Annotated in this window: 12 protein-coding genes; 9 read left to right on the top strand and 3 right to left on the bottom strand. The window is 43.3% G+C overall.

Going from position 1 to position 19,072, the window contains the following annotated elements; translation table 11 throughout:
- The first annotated feature begins 26 nt into the window (after positions 1 to 26).
- From DW862_RS01680 to DW862_RS01660, 5 genes are all read left to right on the top strand, one after another.
- Positions 27 to 1,016 carry a GSCFA domain-containing protein gene (locus DW862_RS01680; protein ID WP_120067178.1) on the top strand — a complete coding sequence of 330 codons (990 nt, stop codon included), beginning with the start codon at positions 27 to 29 and terminating at the stop codon, positions 1,014 to 1,016.
- The gene (locus DW862_RS01675; RefSeq protein ID WP_049701911.1) at positions 992 to 3,532 is read left to right on the top strand and encodes a bifunctional UDP-N-acetylmuramoyl-tripeptide:D-alanyl-D-alanine ligase/alanine racemase; all 2,541 of its coding nucleotides are present in this window, start codon (positions 992 to 994) and stop codon (positions 3,530 to 3,532) included. Before DW862_RS01680 ends, DW862_RS01675 begins: the two co-directional genes overlap by 25 nt.
- 157 nt (positions 3,533 to 3,689) lie before the next feature.
- On the top strand, positions 3,690 to 3,911 hold the full coding sequence (tatA, locus tag DW862_RS01670) for a twin-arginine translocase TatA/TatE family subunit (RefSeq protein ID WP_004301497.1): 222 nt from the start codon (positions 3,690 to 3,692) through the stop codon (positions 3,909 to 3,911).
- A 17-nt stretch (positions 3,912 to 3,928) separates the two neighbouring features.
- The gene (gene tatC / locus DW862_RS01665; RefSeq protein ID WP_165861868.1) at positions 3,929 to 4,765 is read left to right on the top strand and encodes a twin-arginine translocase subunit TatC; all 837 of its coding nucleotides are present in this window, start codon (positions 3,929 to 3,931) and stop codon (positions 4,763 to 4,765) included.
- The gene (locus DW862_RS01660) at positions 4,728 to 8,219 is read left to right on the top strand and encodes an AAA domain-containing protein (RefSeq protein WP_120067177.1); all 3,492 of its coding nucleotides are present in this window, start codon (positions 4,728 to 4,730) and stop codon (positions 8,217 to 8,219) included. Before tatC ends, DW862_RS01660 begins: the two co-directional genes overlap by 38 nt.
- Before the next feature lie 399 nt (positions 8,220 to 8,618).
- Here the strand turns inward: DW862_RS01660 and DW862_RS01655 are convergent, their stop codons facing one another.
- From DW862_RS01655 to DW862_RS01645, 3 genes are all read right to left on the bottom strand, one after another.
- Entirely contained in the window at positions 8,619 to 10,136 is a 1,518-nt protein-coding gene (locus tag DW862_RS01655) for an MFS transporter (RefSeq protein WP_004309406.1), read from the bottom strand.
- Between the two features lie 328 nt (positions 10,137 to 10,464).
- A complete protein-coding gene (gene kduI, locus DW862_RS01650) occupies positions 10,465 to 11,385 on the bottom strand; it encodes a 5-dehydro-4-deoxy-D-glucuronate isomerase (RefSeq protein ID WP_004301501.1) in 921 nt (306 codons plus the stop codon).
- A gap of 67 nt (positions 11,386 to 11,452) precedes the next feature.
- Positions 11,453 to 12,859, bottom strand: coding sequence for a PTS galactitol transporter subunit IIC (locus DW862_RS01645; RefSeq protein WP_004301502.1), 1,407 nt, complete (start codon positions 12,857 to 12,859; stop codon positions 11,453 to 11,455).
- A gap of 301 nt (positions 12,860 to 13,160) precedes the next feature.
- Between DW862_RS01645 and DW862_RS01640 the strand changes: the two genes are divergently transcribed.
- The 4 genes from DW862_RS01640 (at position 13,161) to DW862_RS01625 (ending at position 19,061) form a co-directional block, all read left to right on the top strand.
- Entirely contained in the window at positions 13,161 to 14,360 is a 1,200-nt protein-coding gene (locus DW862_RS01640) for a glycoside hydrolase family 88 protein (RefSeq protein ID WP_004315060.1), read from the top strand.
- A gap of 9 nt (positions 14,361 to 14,369) precedes the next feature.
- The gene (locus DW862_RS01635) at positions 14,370 to 15,341 is read left to right on the top strand and encodes a pectinesterase family protein (protein WP_087317507.1); all 972 of its coding nucleotides are present in this window, start codon (positions 14,370 to 14,372) and stop codon (positions 15,339 to 15,341) included.
- 358 nt (positions 15,342 to 15,699) lie between these two features.
- Positions 15,700 to 17,448, top strand: coding sequence for a pectinesterase family protein (locus DW862_RS01630; RefSeq protein WP_165861867.1), 1,749 nt, complete (start codon positions 15,700 to 15,702; stop codon positions 17,446 to 17,448).
- A 272-nt stretch (positions 17,449 to 17,720) separates the two neighbouring features.
- Positions 17,721 to 19,061, top strand: a complete 1,341-nt coding sequence (locus tag DW862_RS01625; RefSeq protein WP_004315064.1) for an ATP-binding protein — start codon at positions 17,721 to 17,723, stop codon at positions 19,059 to 19,061.
- The last annotated feature ends 11 nt before the right edge of the window (positions 19,062 to 19,072 follow it).

Genomic DNA, 19,072 nt, shown 5'->3' with positions numbered 1-19,072 from the left:
TTTGAAATTTTTAAAGAGAAAATAATATGGATTTCCGTACACAAATAGAGTTACCTGTTGGTTTACCGCCTATTACTCATGCCGGACAAATACTCATGATGGGATCTTGCTTTGTCCAAAATGTAGGGAATTTTTTGAAAGATGCCAAATTTCAATTAGATTTGAATCCTTTTGGTATTCTTTACAACCCTTCTTCTCTTTCTGCTGTTCTGATTGAAATCTTAAAAAGAAAAGTATATAAGAAGGGTGACTTGTTTTTCCATAATGACCTTTGGCATAGTCCTATGCATCATGGTCTTTTTTCTGGACCTACCTTGGAAAGTACATTGCAGAATATCAATATTCGGCTGTTACAAGTTCATCAGGCTATGCAAAAACTTGACTGGCTGATGTTGACTTTTGGAACTGCTTATGTTTATGAGCAGAAAGAAACGGGAAAGGTAGTGTCTAACTGTCATAAACTGCCTGAGAATAAATTTAATCGTAGGCTTCTGTCTGTTGAAGAAATTGTAGAAGATTATACAGCACTCATCACCGAAATGGCCGCCCGGAATCCGGATCTAAAATGGCTGTTTACAGTCAGCCCGATCCGTCATATACGCGACGGGATGCACGCCAACCAGTTAAGCAAATCGACTCTGCTACTCGCCATCGACCGATTGCAACAACTGTTCCCGGAACGAGTGTTCTATTTCCCCTCTTATGAAATCATATTGGACGAATTACGTGATTATCGCTTCTATGCCGACGATATGTTGCATCCGTCTCCTCTGGCGATTCGTTACCTGTGGGAACGCTTCTCCGAAACCTTCTTTTCTCCTGAAACAAAGCAGATTATCGTAGCTGTGCAAGACATCCGCCGGGACTTGGCGCACAAACCCTTTCATCCCGAGTCAGAAGCGTATCAACGCTTTTTAGGACAAATAGTGTTAAAAATAGAACGACTTATTGGAAAATACCCGTACTTAGATTTTCAAAAAGAAACAGAACTATGTCATATGCGATTGAATCCATAGCCAAAAGTATCGGTGCCCGCCGTGTGGGCAAACATAAAGCGACTATTGATTGGCTGCTAACAGACAGCCGCTCTTTGAGTTTTCCGGAAGAAACTCTTTTTTTTGCTTTAACTACCAAACGAAACAGCGGAGCCCGTTATATCCCCGATTTATATGACCGGGGCGTACGTAATTTTGTAATTACGGAAGAAGACTTTAAAGAAGTTGAGAATGGAGAGTTGAGAGTTGAGAGTTCTATGCAGCATGATGGTGCGCAGCCCACTCTCAATTCTCAACTCTCAACTCTCAACTTCCTCATCGTTCCCAATCCTCTGAAAGCTTTGCAGAAGCTTGCCGAAACACATCGTGATAAATTTAAGATCCCTGTGATCGGTATCACCGGCAGTAATGGAAAAACCATTGTGAAGGAGTGGTTGCACCAGTTGCTTAGCCCGGATCGTTGCATCGTTCGTTCTCCACGCAGTTATAATTCGCAGATCGGAGTCCCACTTTCTGTGTGGCAACTTTCTGAAGAAGCCGAACTGGGTATTTTCGAAGCCGGCATTTCCGAGATGGGGGAGATGGGAGCTTTGAAACGAATGATTAAGCCTACTATTGGTATTCTGACCAATATCGGTGGTGCCCATCAGGAAAACTTCTTCTCCTTGCAGGAGAAATGCATGGAAAAGCTGACGCTTTTCAAAGACTGTGATGTCGTGATTTACAATGGTGATAACGAGTTAATCAGTAATTGTGTCGCAAAATCAATGCTGACGGCACGTGAGATTGCTTGGAGCCGTACCGACATTGAACGCCCGTTGTATATCAGCCGTGTGACCAAGAAAGAAGATCATACCGTTATATCTTATCGTTATCTGGAGATGGATAATACTTTCTGTATCCCTTTCATCGATGACGCTTCCATTGAAAATGCACTGAATTGTCTGGCAGCTTGTCTTTACCTGATGACACCTGCCGACCAGATAACCGAGCGGATGGCCCGTCTCGAACCGATTGCCATGCGTCTGGAGGTGAAAGAGGGGAAGAATAACTGTGTACTGATTAATGATAGCTACAATTCAGACCTGGCATCATTGGATATTGCTCTCGATTTCCTTGTACGCCGCTCGGAAAAGAAAGGCTTGAAACGGACGCTTATCCTGTCGGATATACTGGAAACCGGACAAAGTACCGCTACGCTTTATCGGCGTGTAGCACAATTGGTACAGAGCAAAGGGATTAATAAACTGATTGGTGTAGGGCAGGAGATATCTTCTTGTTCCGCTCGTTTTGATGATGATCTCGAACGCTACTTCTTCCCTAATACAGAAGCACTCCTTGCATCCAATATACTTAAATCGCTTCATTCGGAAGTGATTCTGGTGAAAGGTTCCCGCGTGTTCAACTTTGATTTGGTATCCGAAGCCCTCGAATTGAAGGTGCATGAAACCATTCTTGAAGTAAATCTCGGGGCGATGGTAGCCAACTTGAACCATTACCGTTCTATGCTTCGCCATCCGGAAACAAAGATGATCTGTATGGTGAAAGCATCAGCTTACGGAGCCGGTTCGTATGAAATTGCCAAGAGTTTACAGGAACACCATGTTGATTATCTGGCTGTAGCCGTTGCTGACGAAGGTTCCGAACTCCGCAAGGCAGGCATTACCGCCTCTATTATCATTATGGACCCGGAACTTACTGCATTCAAAACCATGTTTGATTATAAACTGGAACCGGAAGTCTATAATTTCCATCTGCTCGACGCACTCATCAAAGCTGCGGAGAAAGAAGGAATCACCAACTTCCCCATTCATGTGAAACTTGATACAGGTATGCACCGTTTGGGCTTTGCGGTAGAGGATATTCCATTGCTTATCCGTCGTCTGAAGAATCAGAGCGCGGTGATTCCCCGTTCGGTATTCTCTCATTTTGTAGGAAGTGATTCGTCACAGTTCGACGCTTTCACCCGCGGACAGATTGAATTGTTCGAGAAAGGTTCGCAAGAATTGCAGGCCGCCTTCTCTCATAAGATTCTCCGTCATATCTGTAATACGGCAGGAATCGAGCGTTTCCCCGAAGCACAGTACGATATGGTGCGCTTGGGAATCGGACTTTATGGAGTCAGCCCGATAGACAATTCGATAATACATAATGTAAGTACGCTCAAGACCACCATCCTTCAGATCCGGGATGTTCCTCAAGAAGATACGGTAGGATATAGCCGGATGGGGCATTTGGTACGCCCTTCACGCATTGCAGCTATTCCTATCGGTTATGCGGATGGACTGAACCGCCACTTGGGACGCGGCAACGCCTATTGCCTGGTGAACGGAAAGAAAGCTCCTTATGTGGGGAATATCTGTATGGACGTCTGCATGATTGATGTGACGGATATTGATTGTCGGGAAGGCGATCAGGCTATCATCTTCGGTGATGATCTGCCGATTACGGTGTTGTCCGATAAGCTGGAAACGATTCCTTATGAAGTGTTGACAAGTATATCGACACGGGTGAAACGGGTATATTATCAGGATTAATTCACCACAGATTACACGGATTCACACAGATTGAAGAGAATATATAGTAGCAATAAATCGAAAGATAAGCTATAAATCTGTGTGAATCCATGTAATCTGTGGTGAAAATGATTATATTTGCAGCAACTATTAAAAACCTCTTATATCAAATAAACTTATGACAAACTTATTATTGTTAGGCTTTTTGCCCAGTGGTTCCGAATGGATTATTATCGCTTTGGTTATCCTTCTTCTTTTTGGTGGAAAGAAAATTCCTGAACTGATGCGCGGATTAGGCAAAGGCGTAAAGAGCTTCAAAGACGGTGTAAACGAAGCGAAAGATGAAATAAACAAGGCTAAAGACGAGTTGGACAAACCTGTAGATCCTTCTAAGAACTAAAAGAGCACAACATACGGATGGCAGAAATGACCTTTTGGGATCATTTGGACGAATTGCGTAAGGTACTTTTTCGGGTAGTTGGAGTTTGGTTTGTATTGGCAATAGGCTATTTTATTGCTATGCCCTACCTCTTCGACCATGTAATACTTGCGCCTTGCCACAATGATTTCATATTCTACGATTTATTACGGCATATCGGTAAAACATTTGATTTGACCGATGACTTCTTCACGCAACAATTTTATGTGAAGCTGGTCAATATCAACTTGGCTGCTCCTTTCTTTATTCACATGTCGACAGCATTCTGGATGTCGGTGGTGACGGCTATGCCTTATATCTTTTTTGAAATATGGCGTTTCATCAATCCCGCCCTTTATCCGAATGAGAGACAGGGGGTGCGTAAAGCATTGACTATCGGAACAGTGATGTTCTTCATCGGTGTACTGCTGGGCTACTTTATGGTTTATCCGTTGACTCTCCGTTTCCTTTCTACTTATCAGTTGAGCTCGGAAGTAGAGAATATCTTGTCACTCAATTCTTATATTGACAATTTTATGATGCTGATTCTCTGCATGGGATTAGCTTTTGAACTTCCATTGGTTACATGGCTGCTTTCTTTATTGGGAGTGGTCAACAAGTCCTTCCTGCGGAAATATCGTCGTCATGCGGTTGTCGTCATAGTGATAGCTGCTGCTATTATTACTCCGACGGGCGACCCGTTCACCTTGAGTGTTGTTGCTATTCCGCTTTATCTGCTGTACGAGATGAGTATTTTGATGATAAAGGACAAGAAGAAAACAGAAGAGGAAGTTGAAGATGAAGCTGGAGATGAAGTTGCCCTGTCCGAAGAGTGAAGCGATAGAATCTTATGAAATCCTTTTAGCAGTTTGCCGGGCGGAAGATGCTTATCTTGCCGTAGGATATAAGCAAATGCGCGACTTGCTGGAGCGTATTTGTCGCGCGCAAATGCAAAACGAAAGTTTACAGATGACCGACCTTTCCGCACGAATTAGCTTCGTGGCGGCTAAGGTTGGTCTTTCTGTTGCAGAGCAGAACCGGTTGCATACTTTCCGGCTCACTTCGAATGCTATCTTAAACCGCCAGCAGGAGCCCAACCGGGAACAACTCTTGCGCGATGCGAAAACATTAGCTTTCTTTATTCGTAAACTCCTGGAAGAGGATATTCCCTTGGAACTATACCGGCTACTTCCGCGTGCGGATGCCACTTACCTGGTTGCGCCTCCTGCCCGCGAACGGGTGCAGCGGATGCGTGTCTGCTTCCAGTATGCCGACGAGCAATATTTGTATGTGACTCCCTTGGATGAAGTCTCGGAGAAACCATATTTAGTTCGTTATAATATCCCTCAAATCAATGAAGAGTTTGCAGAAACATGCAAACTGCTTTGGCGTCATGCCCAGGTCAATTTATTGGATGTTGCAGTGGATGAGGCGGGAATCCTGACTCCTTCTTTCATTGTACTCGAACCGGATTATTTACTTGACATCAGTTCTTTGGCAGAATGTTTCCGTGATTACGGGCATCATCCGGCTAATTATTTTCTTTCCCGCCTTCAACCGATCGAAAATGCCCGCCCTCTGTTACTGGGAAATATAGCCAATCTTTTCCTGGACGAATGGATTCATGCGAAGAGTGAAGACATAGATTATCGTACCTGTATGCAGAAAGCCTTCCGGCGTTATCCTATTGAATTGGCTGCCTGTTCCGATTTGCGCGACAAAGAGAAAGAACGCCAATTCTTTGAGGACTGCAAACTGCACTTCGATCATATTCGTGAAACGGTCAATGATACCTTTCATGCAGCCGGTTATGAACTGGACAAGACGGATGCCGTGCTCGAACCGTCTTATATCTGTGAAGCACTCGGACTTCAGGGACGTCTCGATTATATGCAGCGGGATATGTCTTCTTTCATAGAAATGAAATCCGGCAAGGCGGATGAATATGCTATCCGGGGCAAGGTAGAGCCGAAGGAGAATAATAAAGTACAGATGTTACTTTATCAAGCAGTCTTGCAATATTCGATGGGAATGGATCACCGGAAAGTGAAAGCCTATTTGCTTTATACCCGTTATCCGCTTCTTTATCCCTCCCGTCCTTCGTGGGCGATGGTGCGTCGGGTGATTGACTTGCGTAACCGCATTGTGGCCGATGAATATGGCGTCCAATTGCGAAATAGCCTGGAATATACGGCACAAAAACTGGAAGAAATCAATGCCTCCACCTTGAATGAACGAGGATTGAAAGGACGTTTTTGGGAAACATATCTGCGTCCCTCTATTGATAACTTTCAATCGAAACTGAAAGCTCTTTCTCCACTGGAAAAGAATTACTTCTATGCGGTGTACAACTTTATTACAAAGGAACTTTATACCTCAAAATCCGGTGATGTGGATTATGAAGGACGTACCGGGGCAGCTTCTTTATGGCTTTCTACATTAGCGGAGAAATGCGAGGCCGGAGAAATCATTTATGATTTGAAAATAAAGGAGAATCATGCTGCCGATGAACATAAAGCCGGACTTACTTTTTCTTTCTTTAAAAAGGAAAAGCCTGGGGAAACTTTGTTGAATGAGTCTGCCGTAAATGACATTACCAGAGATAAAGCTATTGGAAATGATATTACTGGAAATGAAGCCTCTGCAAGTAAGACTGTCAGCAGTGAAGCTCTTGAAACAGAGACTTCTCTCCCTAATTTCCGTCAAGGCGACGCCATTATCCTTTATGAACGTAACCGCGATACAGATAACGTCACCAATAAAATGGTTTTCAAGGGTAATATTGAATACCTGACAGAAAACGAAATAAGTATTCGCTTACGTGCTACCCAGCAGAACCCATCCGTACTTCCTGCCGAAAGCCTTTATGCGATAGAACATGATACAATGGATACAACATTCCGCTCGATGTATCAGGGGTTATATATTTATCTTTCTGCAAGGAAGGAACGTCGTGACTTGTTGCTGTCACAGCGTCCTCCTCGGTTTGATGAATCATTGGATTCCATGATTTCCCGTTCGGAAGACGATTTTACGCGAATCGCCCTGAAAGCAAAAGCCGCACAGGATTATTTCCTTCTTATCGGGCCTCCGGGAACAGGCAAAACTTCATGTGCCCTGAAGAAAATGGTAGAGACTTTTCATGCAGATAAAGATGCGCAGATTCTTTTGCTTTCATACACCAACCGGGCTGTCGATGAGATATGCAAGTCGCTGGCTTCCATTGCTCCGGCTGTTGATTTTATACGTGTGGGAAGTGAATTATCATGTGATGAAGCCTACCGCGGGCATCTGATTGAAAATGAATTATCCTCTTGTAACCGTCGTTCGGAAGTGTACGAACGCATCCGGAATTGTCGGATTATTGTGGGAACGGTAGCGGCTATTTCCGGCAAACCGGAACTGTTTCGTTTGAAGCATTTCGATGTAGCCATTATTGATGAGGCTACCCAAATATTGGAACCGCAGTTGTTAGGCATCCTCTGTGCACGTGGAGAAGACGGAAAAGATGCAATAGATAAGTTTGTGTTGATCGGAGATCATAAACAACTGCCTGCTGTGGTACAGCAAAATACGGAGCAATCGGCTATTTATGATGAATCTTTACTGTCTATCGGGTTGACCAATTTGAAAGATTCCTTGTTTGAACGCCTCTACCGGAACTGTACTGCAACGGTTCATCGTTCCTACGATATGCTATGCCGTCAAGGGCGAATGCATCCGGAAGTTGCTTTGTTTGCTAATCGTGCCTTTTATGGAGGGCGTCTGATCCCTGTCGGCTTGCCTCACCAAATAGAATCATCCGATACTATCTGTCGTTTGGCTTTTTATCCCTCTGTGCCGGAGAAGGTCGGAGCGTCTGCAAAGATCAACTATTCGGAAGCACGTATTGTTGCCGACTTAGCTGTTCGCATTTATGAAGATCATCAGGCAGATTTTGACGAATCCCGTACTTTAGGAATCATTACCCCTTACCGGAGTCAGATAGCATTGATAAAAAAAGAAATAGAATCATTAGGTATTCCAGCTCTGAACCGAATCCTGGTTGACACAGTAGAACGGTTCCAGGGAAGCGAGCGTGATGTAATAATCTATTCCTTCTGTGTCAACTACCCTTACCAACTAAAATTTCTATCCAATCTGACGGAAGAAGAGGGTGTTTTGATCGACCGGAAACTGAATGTTGCCTTGACCCGTGCAAGAAAACAGATGTTCATTACAGGAGTTCCCGAGCTCCTCGAACGCAATCCACTCTATAAAAGTTTATTAAAATTAATAGAAAGCTTCTGAAAAATTGCATCATTTTGCAGATGTTAGTTTTTATTCTCTCTTTATGCAATTCATTAACACCTCTATGTTGAACAAACGCCTATATTTGCAACACGTTTTTTTCATAGAGATTTAGATTTAAGGTTAGAAGAATTGTGGAAGTCGTGAGACTTCCCTTTTTTTCATCTTAACGTTTACTATACTTCATTATAGGAATGCAAAAACACTGTTTCTAGTGTTTCGGTTAAAAATTTTGCAGGAGGATGATGCAGGATAAGTAAACCTAAAAAGCCTTCTTCGTGAGAAGAGGCTTTTTTATTTTTTCATTTTTCATTTTTTTGAATAATTGGTTAAAACAAAAGAGTAACTCGTCGCCGAGTTACTCTTTTGTTTTTAACGATTCTATCTGTACGAATAGATTTACTCCAATACGATAGGTTTGTATTTCGGAACTAATGCCTTCATGATAACCCAACCCAACAGATAAGCTACTGCACATACGCAGAAGATAACGAAATATCCGGCCGGTTTACCTTCGAAGCCCATGAATGTCATGGCTGGGTGTACGAATTGTGCCCCTTGTTCGAGTAACTCTTTCGTCATTTCCACCTCATGACCGTCAACTATCGTTGTTCCGGAAGCATATACGAACAAGTTACCTGCCACTTTCTGAAGAATCATAGAGCCTACGCCTCCTGCCATACCACCTATACCGGTGATACTTGCAATAGCTGTTCTTGGGAACATATCGCCTACGGTAGAGAATATATTGGCCGACCAGGATTGATGAGCAGCTCCACCAATACCGATTAAGATAACCGGGAACCATGGAGAAACAGTACCTAACGGTTGTGCTAACAGTACAACCAGCGGGAAGAAGGCGAAGATTAGCATCGCTTTCATACGGGCTGCATACGGATTCATACCTGTTCTGTTGATGAAGATAGTAGGTAATTTACCACCATAGATAGATAACATTGTCACTGCATAAAGCGTAAAGATCAACGCCATACCTAGCGGGTCGGAGGTTTTGATACCGAATTGTGTATTCAGATAAGACGGAGTCCAGAAAAGGAAGAACCACCATACGCCGTCAGTCATGAACTTACCGAAGACAAAGGCCCATGTTTGTTTGTAGCTGAAACATTGCCAGAACTTCATTCTCTTTTCATCTTTTTCGTCTGTCATTGGAGCACTGCCTGCTTCGCGATTATCTTGCTCGATGTAGTCAAGCTCTGCCTGATTGACATGTTTGCTTTTCGACGGGGCATCATACATAAACACCCAGAATCCCATCCAGATAAAGCCAAGTCCACCAATTACGATAAATGCCATTTCCCAACCGAACATTTTTGCCAGAATAGGAATGGTAAGAGGAGCGATCAATGCTCCGATAGATGCACCGGCATTAAAGATAGAAGTAGCATAAGCACGGTCTTTTTTAGGGAAGTACTCTGCAGTTACTTTAATAGCAGCAGGGAAGTTACCGGCTTCTCCTAAAGCGAGAATACAGCGGGCGGCGAGGAAGCAGTACATACTGACCGTAGCAATAGTCACTACCACATCTCCTGTGGCACCGGCCAGTTCTGCTGCACTATGAAGTCCAACTTGTGCTTCTGTGACAATACCACAAACGGCATGAAGACAAGCACCTGCCGACCAGACACCGATAGCCCATAAAAATCCTTTTTTAGTTCCCATCCAGTCGACAAAACGACCGGCAAACAGCATACATATAGCGTATACAATGGAGAAAACAGAAGTAATAGTACCGTAGTGAGATTCGTCCCAGTGGAATTCCGGTTTGATAAATTCATCCCACGTCAATGAGAGAACCTGACGGTCGAGATAGTTAACTGTAGTAGCAAAAAATAGCATAGCACAGATGGTCCATCTGTAGTTTGTCATCTTTTCGCCTGTTTTTTGAAATGCATTCATGATAATGGATTTAAATAGATTTTGTTTCGTTGACAAAGGTCGGTATTTCGACTGAATTTTATTTGTAAAAATTGGTCAAAATCATGTATTATTCGTTGCATTATATATGCTATTTGTTTCAAAGGATATAAAAATGTCTCATAGCATTATCATTTGCAACGTTGGGGGTAATACAGAAAGAAGATAAACGAGTTTGTGAATCAAGAGCAAATGAGTCTAATCTTTTAGACGCAGATGACGCGGATAATGCGGATTCTTATTTTTTGATCCGTGCTATCCGCGTTATCTGCGTCTGAAAAATTATATGTCATACAGGAATACGCAACGGTTAGCGCATTTCTGTATATTTGATCTTGTCCATGTCTCCGTAATCGAGGTTTTCACCTGCCATACCCCAGATAAACATGTAGTTGCTTGTTCCGGCAGCAGCGTGGATAGACCATTCCGGTGACATGATAGCTTGTTCGTTCTGCATCCATACGACGCGTTCTTCTTGAGGTTCGCCCATGAAGTGGCAGATAGCATTTCCTGCCGGTACATTGAAGTAGAAGTATGCTTCTACACGACGAGAGTGAGTGTGTGCCGGCATGGTGTTCCATACGCTACCCGGTTTCAGTTCAGTCAATCCCATTTGCAGTTGGCAGGGGCCTTCTTCAAGTACGTTGTTAACAATCAACTGGTTGATAACGCGGTCGTTGCTTTCTTCCAGCTTTCCGGCAGCAAATGAGTTTGCTTTCAGAGAACCTTTACGTCCGTCGATAGTAATCAATTGAGTCTTGTATTCCTTGTGGGCAGTAGCCGAGTTGATGTAGAATTTGGCAGGATTGCTGGAATCTTTGCTCTTGAAAGTCACTTTCTGCTTGCCTCTACCTACGTACAGAGCATCTTTGAATTTCAGCGTATATTCTTTACCGTCTACGGTTACGATACCTTCGCCACCAATGTTGATGACACCCAGTTCGCGGCGTTCGAGGAAGAATTTAGATTTCAACGGGTCGATTGTTTCAAGTACCAATTCTTTTGTTGCAGGTACTGCGCCACCGAAGATCAGACGATCGTACATAGAATAAGTAACGTTGATTTCGTTCGGAACCATTACTTTTTCCATCAGGAAGCTACTGCGCAAGCGGTTAGTATCATACGTTTTCACGTCTTGCGGGCTGCAAGCCACTTGCATCTTGTAATTCACCTGGGCGGAGGCAGACATTGCTGCGATACCCAACATCATTGCAATTGCTAATTTTTTCATCTTTCGAGTTTTTTATTGAGTTATATATTATATACCACTTATTATTATCAGTTAAAGGCTTTTCTACTTATTCCTTATTACTGTTCAATGCGTTCTTTGCGTCGTTTCTAGTCATGCGGATACGGTTGTAGATAGCCATTCCGAGTGCTAGTGCCACGAGGATGGCAGGGCCGATAATCTTCAGACTGTAAGTAAGGTGGAAGATACCCCAGCAGAAGAGACTGGAAGCAAAGTCAAGCGCGCCGCCTTCAAAACCGGCGGGGATGTTTACTGTTGGGTCACCTGTTGCTTCGTATACATCTTTAGCAGCCAGTGTGAAGAAGCCTGCCAGTCCTGTTACGAAATACAGACCTACAATCAATGCCACCAGGCCGATAATAAATGATTTCACTACGTTACCTTTTGTAATAGGCAGAATCATCGGGAACAGGTAGAACATACCTGCCAGAGAAGCCAGCGGTAAGAAACGGTTGCCTGGAAGGATTACAGCCAAGAAGATAGTGACAGGGATCAACAGCAGAGATACCACCAGGGTAGTCGGGTGACCGATAACCAGTGCAGGGCTCATACCGATGCTCAAACCGGTGTTATTCTTATATTTCTTAGCGATCAGTTCGCGGGTAGCGTCAGAGATCGGTTTCAAACCTTCGATAAAGAGGCTGGTGATACGTGGAATCAATTCCATTACCGCACCCATCTTGATACCCAGTCCTAAAATGCCCGGAATATTATCCAATACTTCTTTCCAGCTGGCACAACCCAATGCGCCGATACCGCAACCGATTACGATACCCAAGAACAGCGGTTCACCCATCAATCCGAATTTCTTTTTCATACCTTCAGAATCGATATTCAGCTTGTCGAATCCCGGAATTTTATCCAATAGTTTATTGATTACAATAGCAAACGGAACGAAACTTTGGCAGAACGGTTGAGGAATAGAGATACCGTCCATTTTATCATAGAACTTCTGGAAAGCAGGAGCAGTCATATCAGCCATTACCAGCGTAATGATGTAACAGATGATAGCAGCGAAGAATCCCCAATAGATATTGTCGGAAGCAAAGTAGACGATAGCACCGATAAATGCGAAGTGCCAATAGTTCCAAAGGTCGATATTGACGGTACGGGTTGTTTTGGTAAGCAACATTAATAAGTTAACTCCCAAGCAAACAGGGATGATGAAAGCACCGACTGAAGTGTTGTAAGCTACCGCCGCAGCAGAAGGCCAACCCATGTCGAAAATTCCCAATTCCAATCCGTAGATTTCAACCATTTTACTTAATGCCGGACCCAGACTGCTGGTGAGCAATGCCGTCACTACTGATAAACCAACGAAACCGACACCAACCAACAAACCGCTCTTCAGCGCTTTGGGAAGTTTAATACCGATACATACTCCTAAAATCGTGAAAATGATTGGCATCATTACTGCCGCTCCAAGACCGATAATGTACTTAAATACTTCTTCCATTCTGTTCTATTTTTTCTCTGTTTTAATGATAAATTACCTGTGTTTCCCCAGAGGGTATTAGTTGTAAACCGTGCCAAAAGTAAGACCTTTTTTGCTTTCTTCCAAAACGAAACTCTTAATTTATGAGATATTGCATCAAAAATGGACATTTTTGACGTTTGCGTGCACAAAATTAGTCGTTTCCGTGCACGAAAAACAAAAAATGCACCTACTTGACTAAAAAATCCCACTGGGTTTGGAGGAAAAACACTACTTTCGTACCGTGAAAAAAGACTATGTTGAATCCTTAAAATAACAAACCATGAGACGAACTCCTTTTTATAATTTTTTTATAGTGGCTTTATTGGTTACAATGACCGCTTCCGTATCGGCACAACAGGTAGACAGCAAACTTCCCTGGTCTGTGCGACTGACTGAATCGGAAATGATCCGTTACCCCGAATCCTGGCAGCTCGACTTTCAGCCGAAACTGAAGTGGGATTATTGCCACGGACTTGAACTGGGAGCCATGCTCGATGTGTACGACGCTTATGGCGACAAGAAAATTCGTGATTACGCCATCGCGTATGCGGATACAATGGTGCACGAAGACGGAAGCATTACCGCTTATAAATTAACCGATTATAGTCTTGATCGTATCAACTCCGGAAAAATCCTTTTCCGTATCTATGAGCAGACCAAGAATCCTAAATATAAGAAAGCGCTCGACTTGCTTTATAGCCAGTTTGAAGGACAACCGCGTAATGAGGACGGTGGTTTTTGGCATAAAAAGATTTATCCCCACCAAATGTGGCTGGACGGAATTTACATGGGAGCTCCTTTCTACGCGGAATATGCATTCCGTAATAATCTTCCGCAGGACTATGCAGATGTAATCAACCAGTTTGTCACTTGTGCCCGTCATACGTACGATCCTAAAAATGGTCTTTATCGTCATGCGTGCGATGTAAGCCGCACCGAACGTTGGGCGGACCCGGTGACCGGACAGTCGAAACATACGTGGGGACGTGCAATGGGATGGTATGCGATGGCATTGGTGGATGTGCTCGAATTTATTCCGCAACATGAAGCCGGAAGAGATTCCCTGCTTGATATATTGAATAATGTAGCTGTGCAGGTGAAGAAACTTCAGGATCCGAAGACCGGAGGATGGTATCAGGTGATGGACCGGAGTGGTGATAAAGGTAATTACGTAGAATCTTCTTGTTCCGCTATGTTTATTTATTCGCTCTTTAAGGCGGTTCGTTTGGGATATATTGATAAGTCTTATCTGGATGTGGCATTGAAAGGCTACAAAGGATTCCTGGATAATTTTATCGAAGTGGACAAGAACGGATTGGTAACCATCACCAAGGCTTGTGCAGTGGCAGGATTGGGAGGAAAGGTATATCGTTCCGGCGATTATGACTATTATATTAATGAAACTATCCGCAATAACGATCCTAAAGCCGTAGGACCTTTTATTATGGCTAGCTTGGAATACGAACGTTTACAAAAGTAATTTCCGACAATGAAAAGGACTATTTTTAAAGGAATGATGTGTTTGCTTCTACTGGCTGTGGGAGCAACATCTGTTTATGCACAACAACAGCAACGCAAAGACACATTAGTCGTGGCACGCGACGGGACAGGGGAGTATCGTAACATTCAGGAAGCCGTGGAAGCTGTCCGCGCTTTTATGGATTATACGGTGACGATCTATATCAAGAACGGTATATACAAAGAAAAGCTGGTCATTCCTTCCTGGGTGAAGAATGTGCAATTAGTGGGCGAAAGCGCAGAAAAAACGATTATCACTTACGATGACCATGCCAATATCAATAAGATGGGTACTTTCCGCACCTATACGGTAAAAGTGGAGGGAAATGACATCACTTTCAAAGACCTGACGATTGAAAATAATGCGGCTCCACTGGGGCAAGCGGTAGCTCTTCACACCGAAGGCGACAGACTGATGTTTGTCAATTGTCGTTTCCTGGGAAATCAGGATACTATTTATACAGGAACCGAAGGAGCGCGTCTCTTATTCACAAATTGCTATATCGAGGGAACTACCGATTTTATTTTTGGTCCTTCCACCGCTCTATTCGAATATTGCGAACTGCATAGTAAACGTGATTCGTATATCACTGCCGCTTCCACTCCTCAAAGTGAAGAATTCGGTTATGTATTTAAAAACTGTAAGTTGACGGCCGCTCCGGGAGTGAAAAAAGTATATTTGGGTCGTCCGTGGCGTCCTTATGCGGCAACGGTCTTTATCAATTGTGAGTTTGGCAATCATATCCGTCCCGAAGGATGGCACAATTGGAAGAATCCGGAGAACGAAAAGACAGCCCGTTATGCCGAATTCGGAAATACGGGTGCGGGCGCAGATGCTTCCGGGCGTGTGGCATGGGCTAAACAGTTGACAAATAAGGAGGCAATGAAGTATACTCCGCAAAATATCTTTAAGGAAAGCAGTAATTGGTATCCTTATAAATAAAAATACGTAGGTTTTCCGACTGTTTATGCAGCTTGAAATTTTTGTTTCCGGGCTTGGGCATTTGCTTTCCTGGCTTGAAACTCCCGTTCCAAGGCAGGAAACTGCAGTTTCCCTATGTGGGAACTGTCGTTTCTCTACGTGGAAACTAGCGTTTCTTCCCAGGGAAACTGTAGTTCCTATGCGTGGAAACTGAATTTGTCTGCGTGCAAAACAGGATCATATAAGGTGTTGCAGATAAACATCTGCAACGGTATCTGCAACAGTATCTGCAACGCTGCAATCGGTTGATTGCAAGTAAGATACAAGCAAAACGTTGCAGGTGGCAGATAAAAACAAAAAATAAAACTCGTAGGAGAGGATGAAGAATATGAAAACACTTAGGGTTAAAATGGTAGGGCTACTTGCAACGGCTCTTATTCTTTTTTCTGCATTTCGTGCAGACAAACCGGTCATCACTATCTTTATGATAGGTGATTCGACAATGGCTAACAAGAAAATAGACGGAGGAAATCCCGAACGTGGTTGGGGAATGGTACTTCCCGGATTCTTCTCCGAAGACATACGGATAGACAATCATGCCGCCAACGGTCGAAGTTCCAAGAGTTTTATCAGCGAAGGACGCTGGGAAAAAGTAATTTCTAAAGTGAAGAAAGGAGATTATGTCTTTATCCAGTTCGGCCATAATGATGAGAAAGCAGACTCTACCCGTCACACCGATCCAGGTAGTACTTTTGATGAAAATCTTCGTCGGTATGTGAATGAAACCCGCGCTAAAGGTGGAATACCGGTACTGTTCAACTCTATCGTCCGTCGAAACTTCGTGCAGCCGAAGGATGATGCCATCGCAAAAGATGTCCGCCGCACACCAGGGGAAAAGGAACAACCAAAAGAAGGAACTGTTTTATTCGATACGCATGGCGCCTATCTGGATGCTCCCCGCAATGTGGCAAAAGAACTGGGAGTGACTTTCATCGACATGAACAAAATCACCCACGACCTGGTGCAGGGACTTGGACCAGTAGAATCAAAGAAACTGTTCATGTTTGTCGAACCCAATCTGGTGCCGGCTTTCCCGAAAGGTCGTGAAGACAATACTCACTTAAACGTATACGGAGCACGAACAATTGCCGGACTGGCAGTGGATGCTATCGGCAAGGAAATTCCGGAACTGGCGAAATATATCCGTCAATTCGATTATATAGTGGCCCAAGACGGTAGCGGTGATTTCTTTACCGTGCAGGAAGCTATCAATGCTGTTCCCGATTTTCGCAAAGACGTCCGTACCACTATCCTGATTCGTAAAGGAACTTATAAAGAGAAGCTCATCATTCCTGAATCCAAGATTAATATCTCTTTGATTGGAGAAGACGGTGCGATACTGACTTATGACGGTTTTGCAAACAAAAAAAATGTATTCGGTGAGAACATGGGAACTTCCGGTTCGTCCAGCTGTTACATCTATGCCCCCGATTTTTATGCGGAGAATATCACATTCGAGAACTCATCAGGTCCCGTAGGACAGGCAGTTGCCTGCTTTGTGTCTGCCGATCGTGTCTATTTTAAGAACTGTCGTTTTTTAGGTTTCCAGGATACCCTCTATACATACAGCAAGCAAAGCCGCCAATATTATGAAGACTGCTACATCGAAGGAACGGTAGATTTTATCTTCGGTTGGTCTACGGCTGTTTTCAACCGTTGCCACATTCATAGCAAACGGGATGGTTATGTCACCGCTCCCTCTACTGATAAGGGAAAAAAATATGGCTATGTATTCTATGATTGTAAACTGACTGCGGAACCGGAAGCCACAAAAGTGTATCTGTCCCGTCCTTGGCGTCCGTATGCGCAAGCTGTATTCATCCGTTGCGAATTGGGGAAACACATTCTTCCCGTTGGCTGGAACAACTGGGGCAAGAAGGAAAACGAGAAAACTGTCTTTTATGCCGAATATGAAAGTCGGGGCGAAGGAGCCCATCCGAAAGCACGCGCTGCTTTCTCCCAACAATTGAAGAATCTGAAAGGATATGAGATAAATGCAGTTTTGGTAGGAGAAGACGGATGGAACCCGGTAGAGAACGGAAACAAGCTGATAACGGTAAAGCGTTGAAAATATACTTTTGAAAATCGATGGGAATGTCTACTTTCGCAAAAGAGAAATTAATAAAAAGTGCAGTATTGACTATTTTTAAAAATAGCATTAATTAAAGATTATTTTTAGTGTCTACTTTATTGAACTGGTATAAAGTTGGTGTAATATACCTCTGCAATGAAACAAAAATCAAGTGAATTTACCCCTGCAATGAAACAAAAAATAGGTAAATTTACCTATGCAATGAAACAAATTTGTATATTTGTAACTGTAAATAAACAAATTACGATATGTTTGAACGAAGGATACAGAATCAGTTGCATGAGTGGGCAGAGAAAAATAATAGAAAGCCTCTGATATTGAGAGGAGCCCGCCAAGTAGGGAAGACCACTATTGTTGAGCAGTTTGGCAAAGAATTTGATAATTTCCTGTCTTTAAATCTTGAAAAGAAAGAGGCAAAGGATTTGTTTGAGTCTACTGATGATGTAAAGATGCTGCTGCCTTTATTGTTTTTGTATGATAATAAGCCGCAGAGGCCGGGACGAACCCTGCTTTTTATCGACGAGATACAGTCGTCGCCACAAGCTGTTGCATTGTTGCGGTACTTTTACGAGGAATTGCCGGAGTTGTATGTTATTGCAGCAGGTTCTCTTCTGGAAAATATGTTGGACAAACACATCTCGTTGCCTGTAGGACGGGTGGAGTATATGGCTTTGCATCCGTGTTCCTTTATTGAGTTTCTTCAGGCAATAGGAGAGGGACGGTTTGTAGATTGGATTTTGGAAGCACGTTTGCCGGAGGCTTTCCATCAACAATTAATGCTACTTTTTAATAGTTATGCACTGATAGGCGGGATGCCCGAAATTGTAGCGAGGTATGCTGCTAACCGAGATGTTGTATCCTTGTCCGATACTTACAATCAACTGCTAAATGCCTACAAGAATGATGTGGAAAAGTATGCGGAGACAAACACGCAAGCTGCGGTGATTCGTTACATACTGGAAGAAGGTTGGGGATATGCAGGGCAAGCTGTCACTTTAGGAGGATTTGCACAGTCCGCTTACAAAGCCCGTGAAACGGGCGAGGCTTTCCGTACTCTGGAAAAAGCATTGTTGCTGGAGTTGGTATATCCTACCACTCATACGATAATGCCAGCTACCACAGATTTGAAACGCGCTCCTAAATTGATCTGGCTGGATACAGGACTAGTAAATTATGCGGCTGAAATACAAAAAGAATATCTTCTTAGTAAAGATTTGACGGATACATGGAGAGGTATGGCTGCCGAACAAATCGTTGCGCAGGAATTAAAAGCTCTTTCCAACGAAGTAGGTAAGAAGCAAAAGTTTTGGGTACGGGCTAAAAGGGGGAGTTCTGCAGAAGTGGACTTTGTATACATATATGGCGGGAAAATCATTCCAATTGAAGTGAAAAACGGACACAACGCCCACTTAAAATCCATTCATCAGTTTATGAATGAAACGGAGCATGATTTGGCAGTTCGAATCTGGTCGGGGAATTATGCTATAGACGAAGTTACTACTAATGAAGGAAAACATTTCAAACTTATCAACCTTCCTTTTTACATGATAGCCGCATTGCCTAATATTTTAAAAAAAATAGAGACATAAGTCATGTTGGC

Origin of the sequence: Bacteroides sp. AM37-9 (assembly GCF_003603455.1) — a bacterium.
Classification (GTDB): domain Bacteria; phylum Bacteroidota; class Bacteroidia; order Bacteroidales; family Bacteroidaceae; genus Bacteroides; species Bacteroides xylanisolvens.
This window is presented reverse-complemented; position numbering and strand designations above follow the sequence as displayed.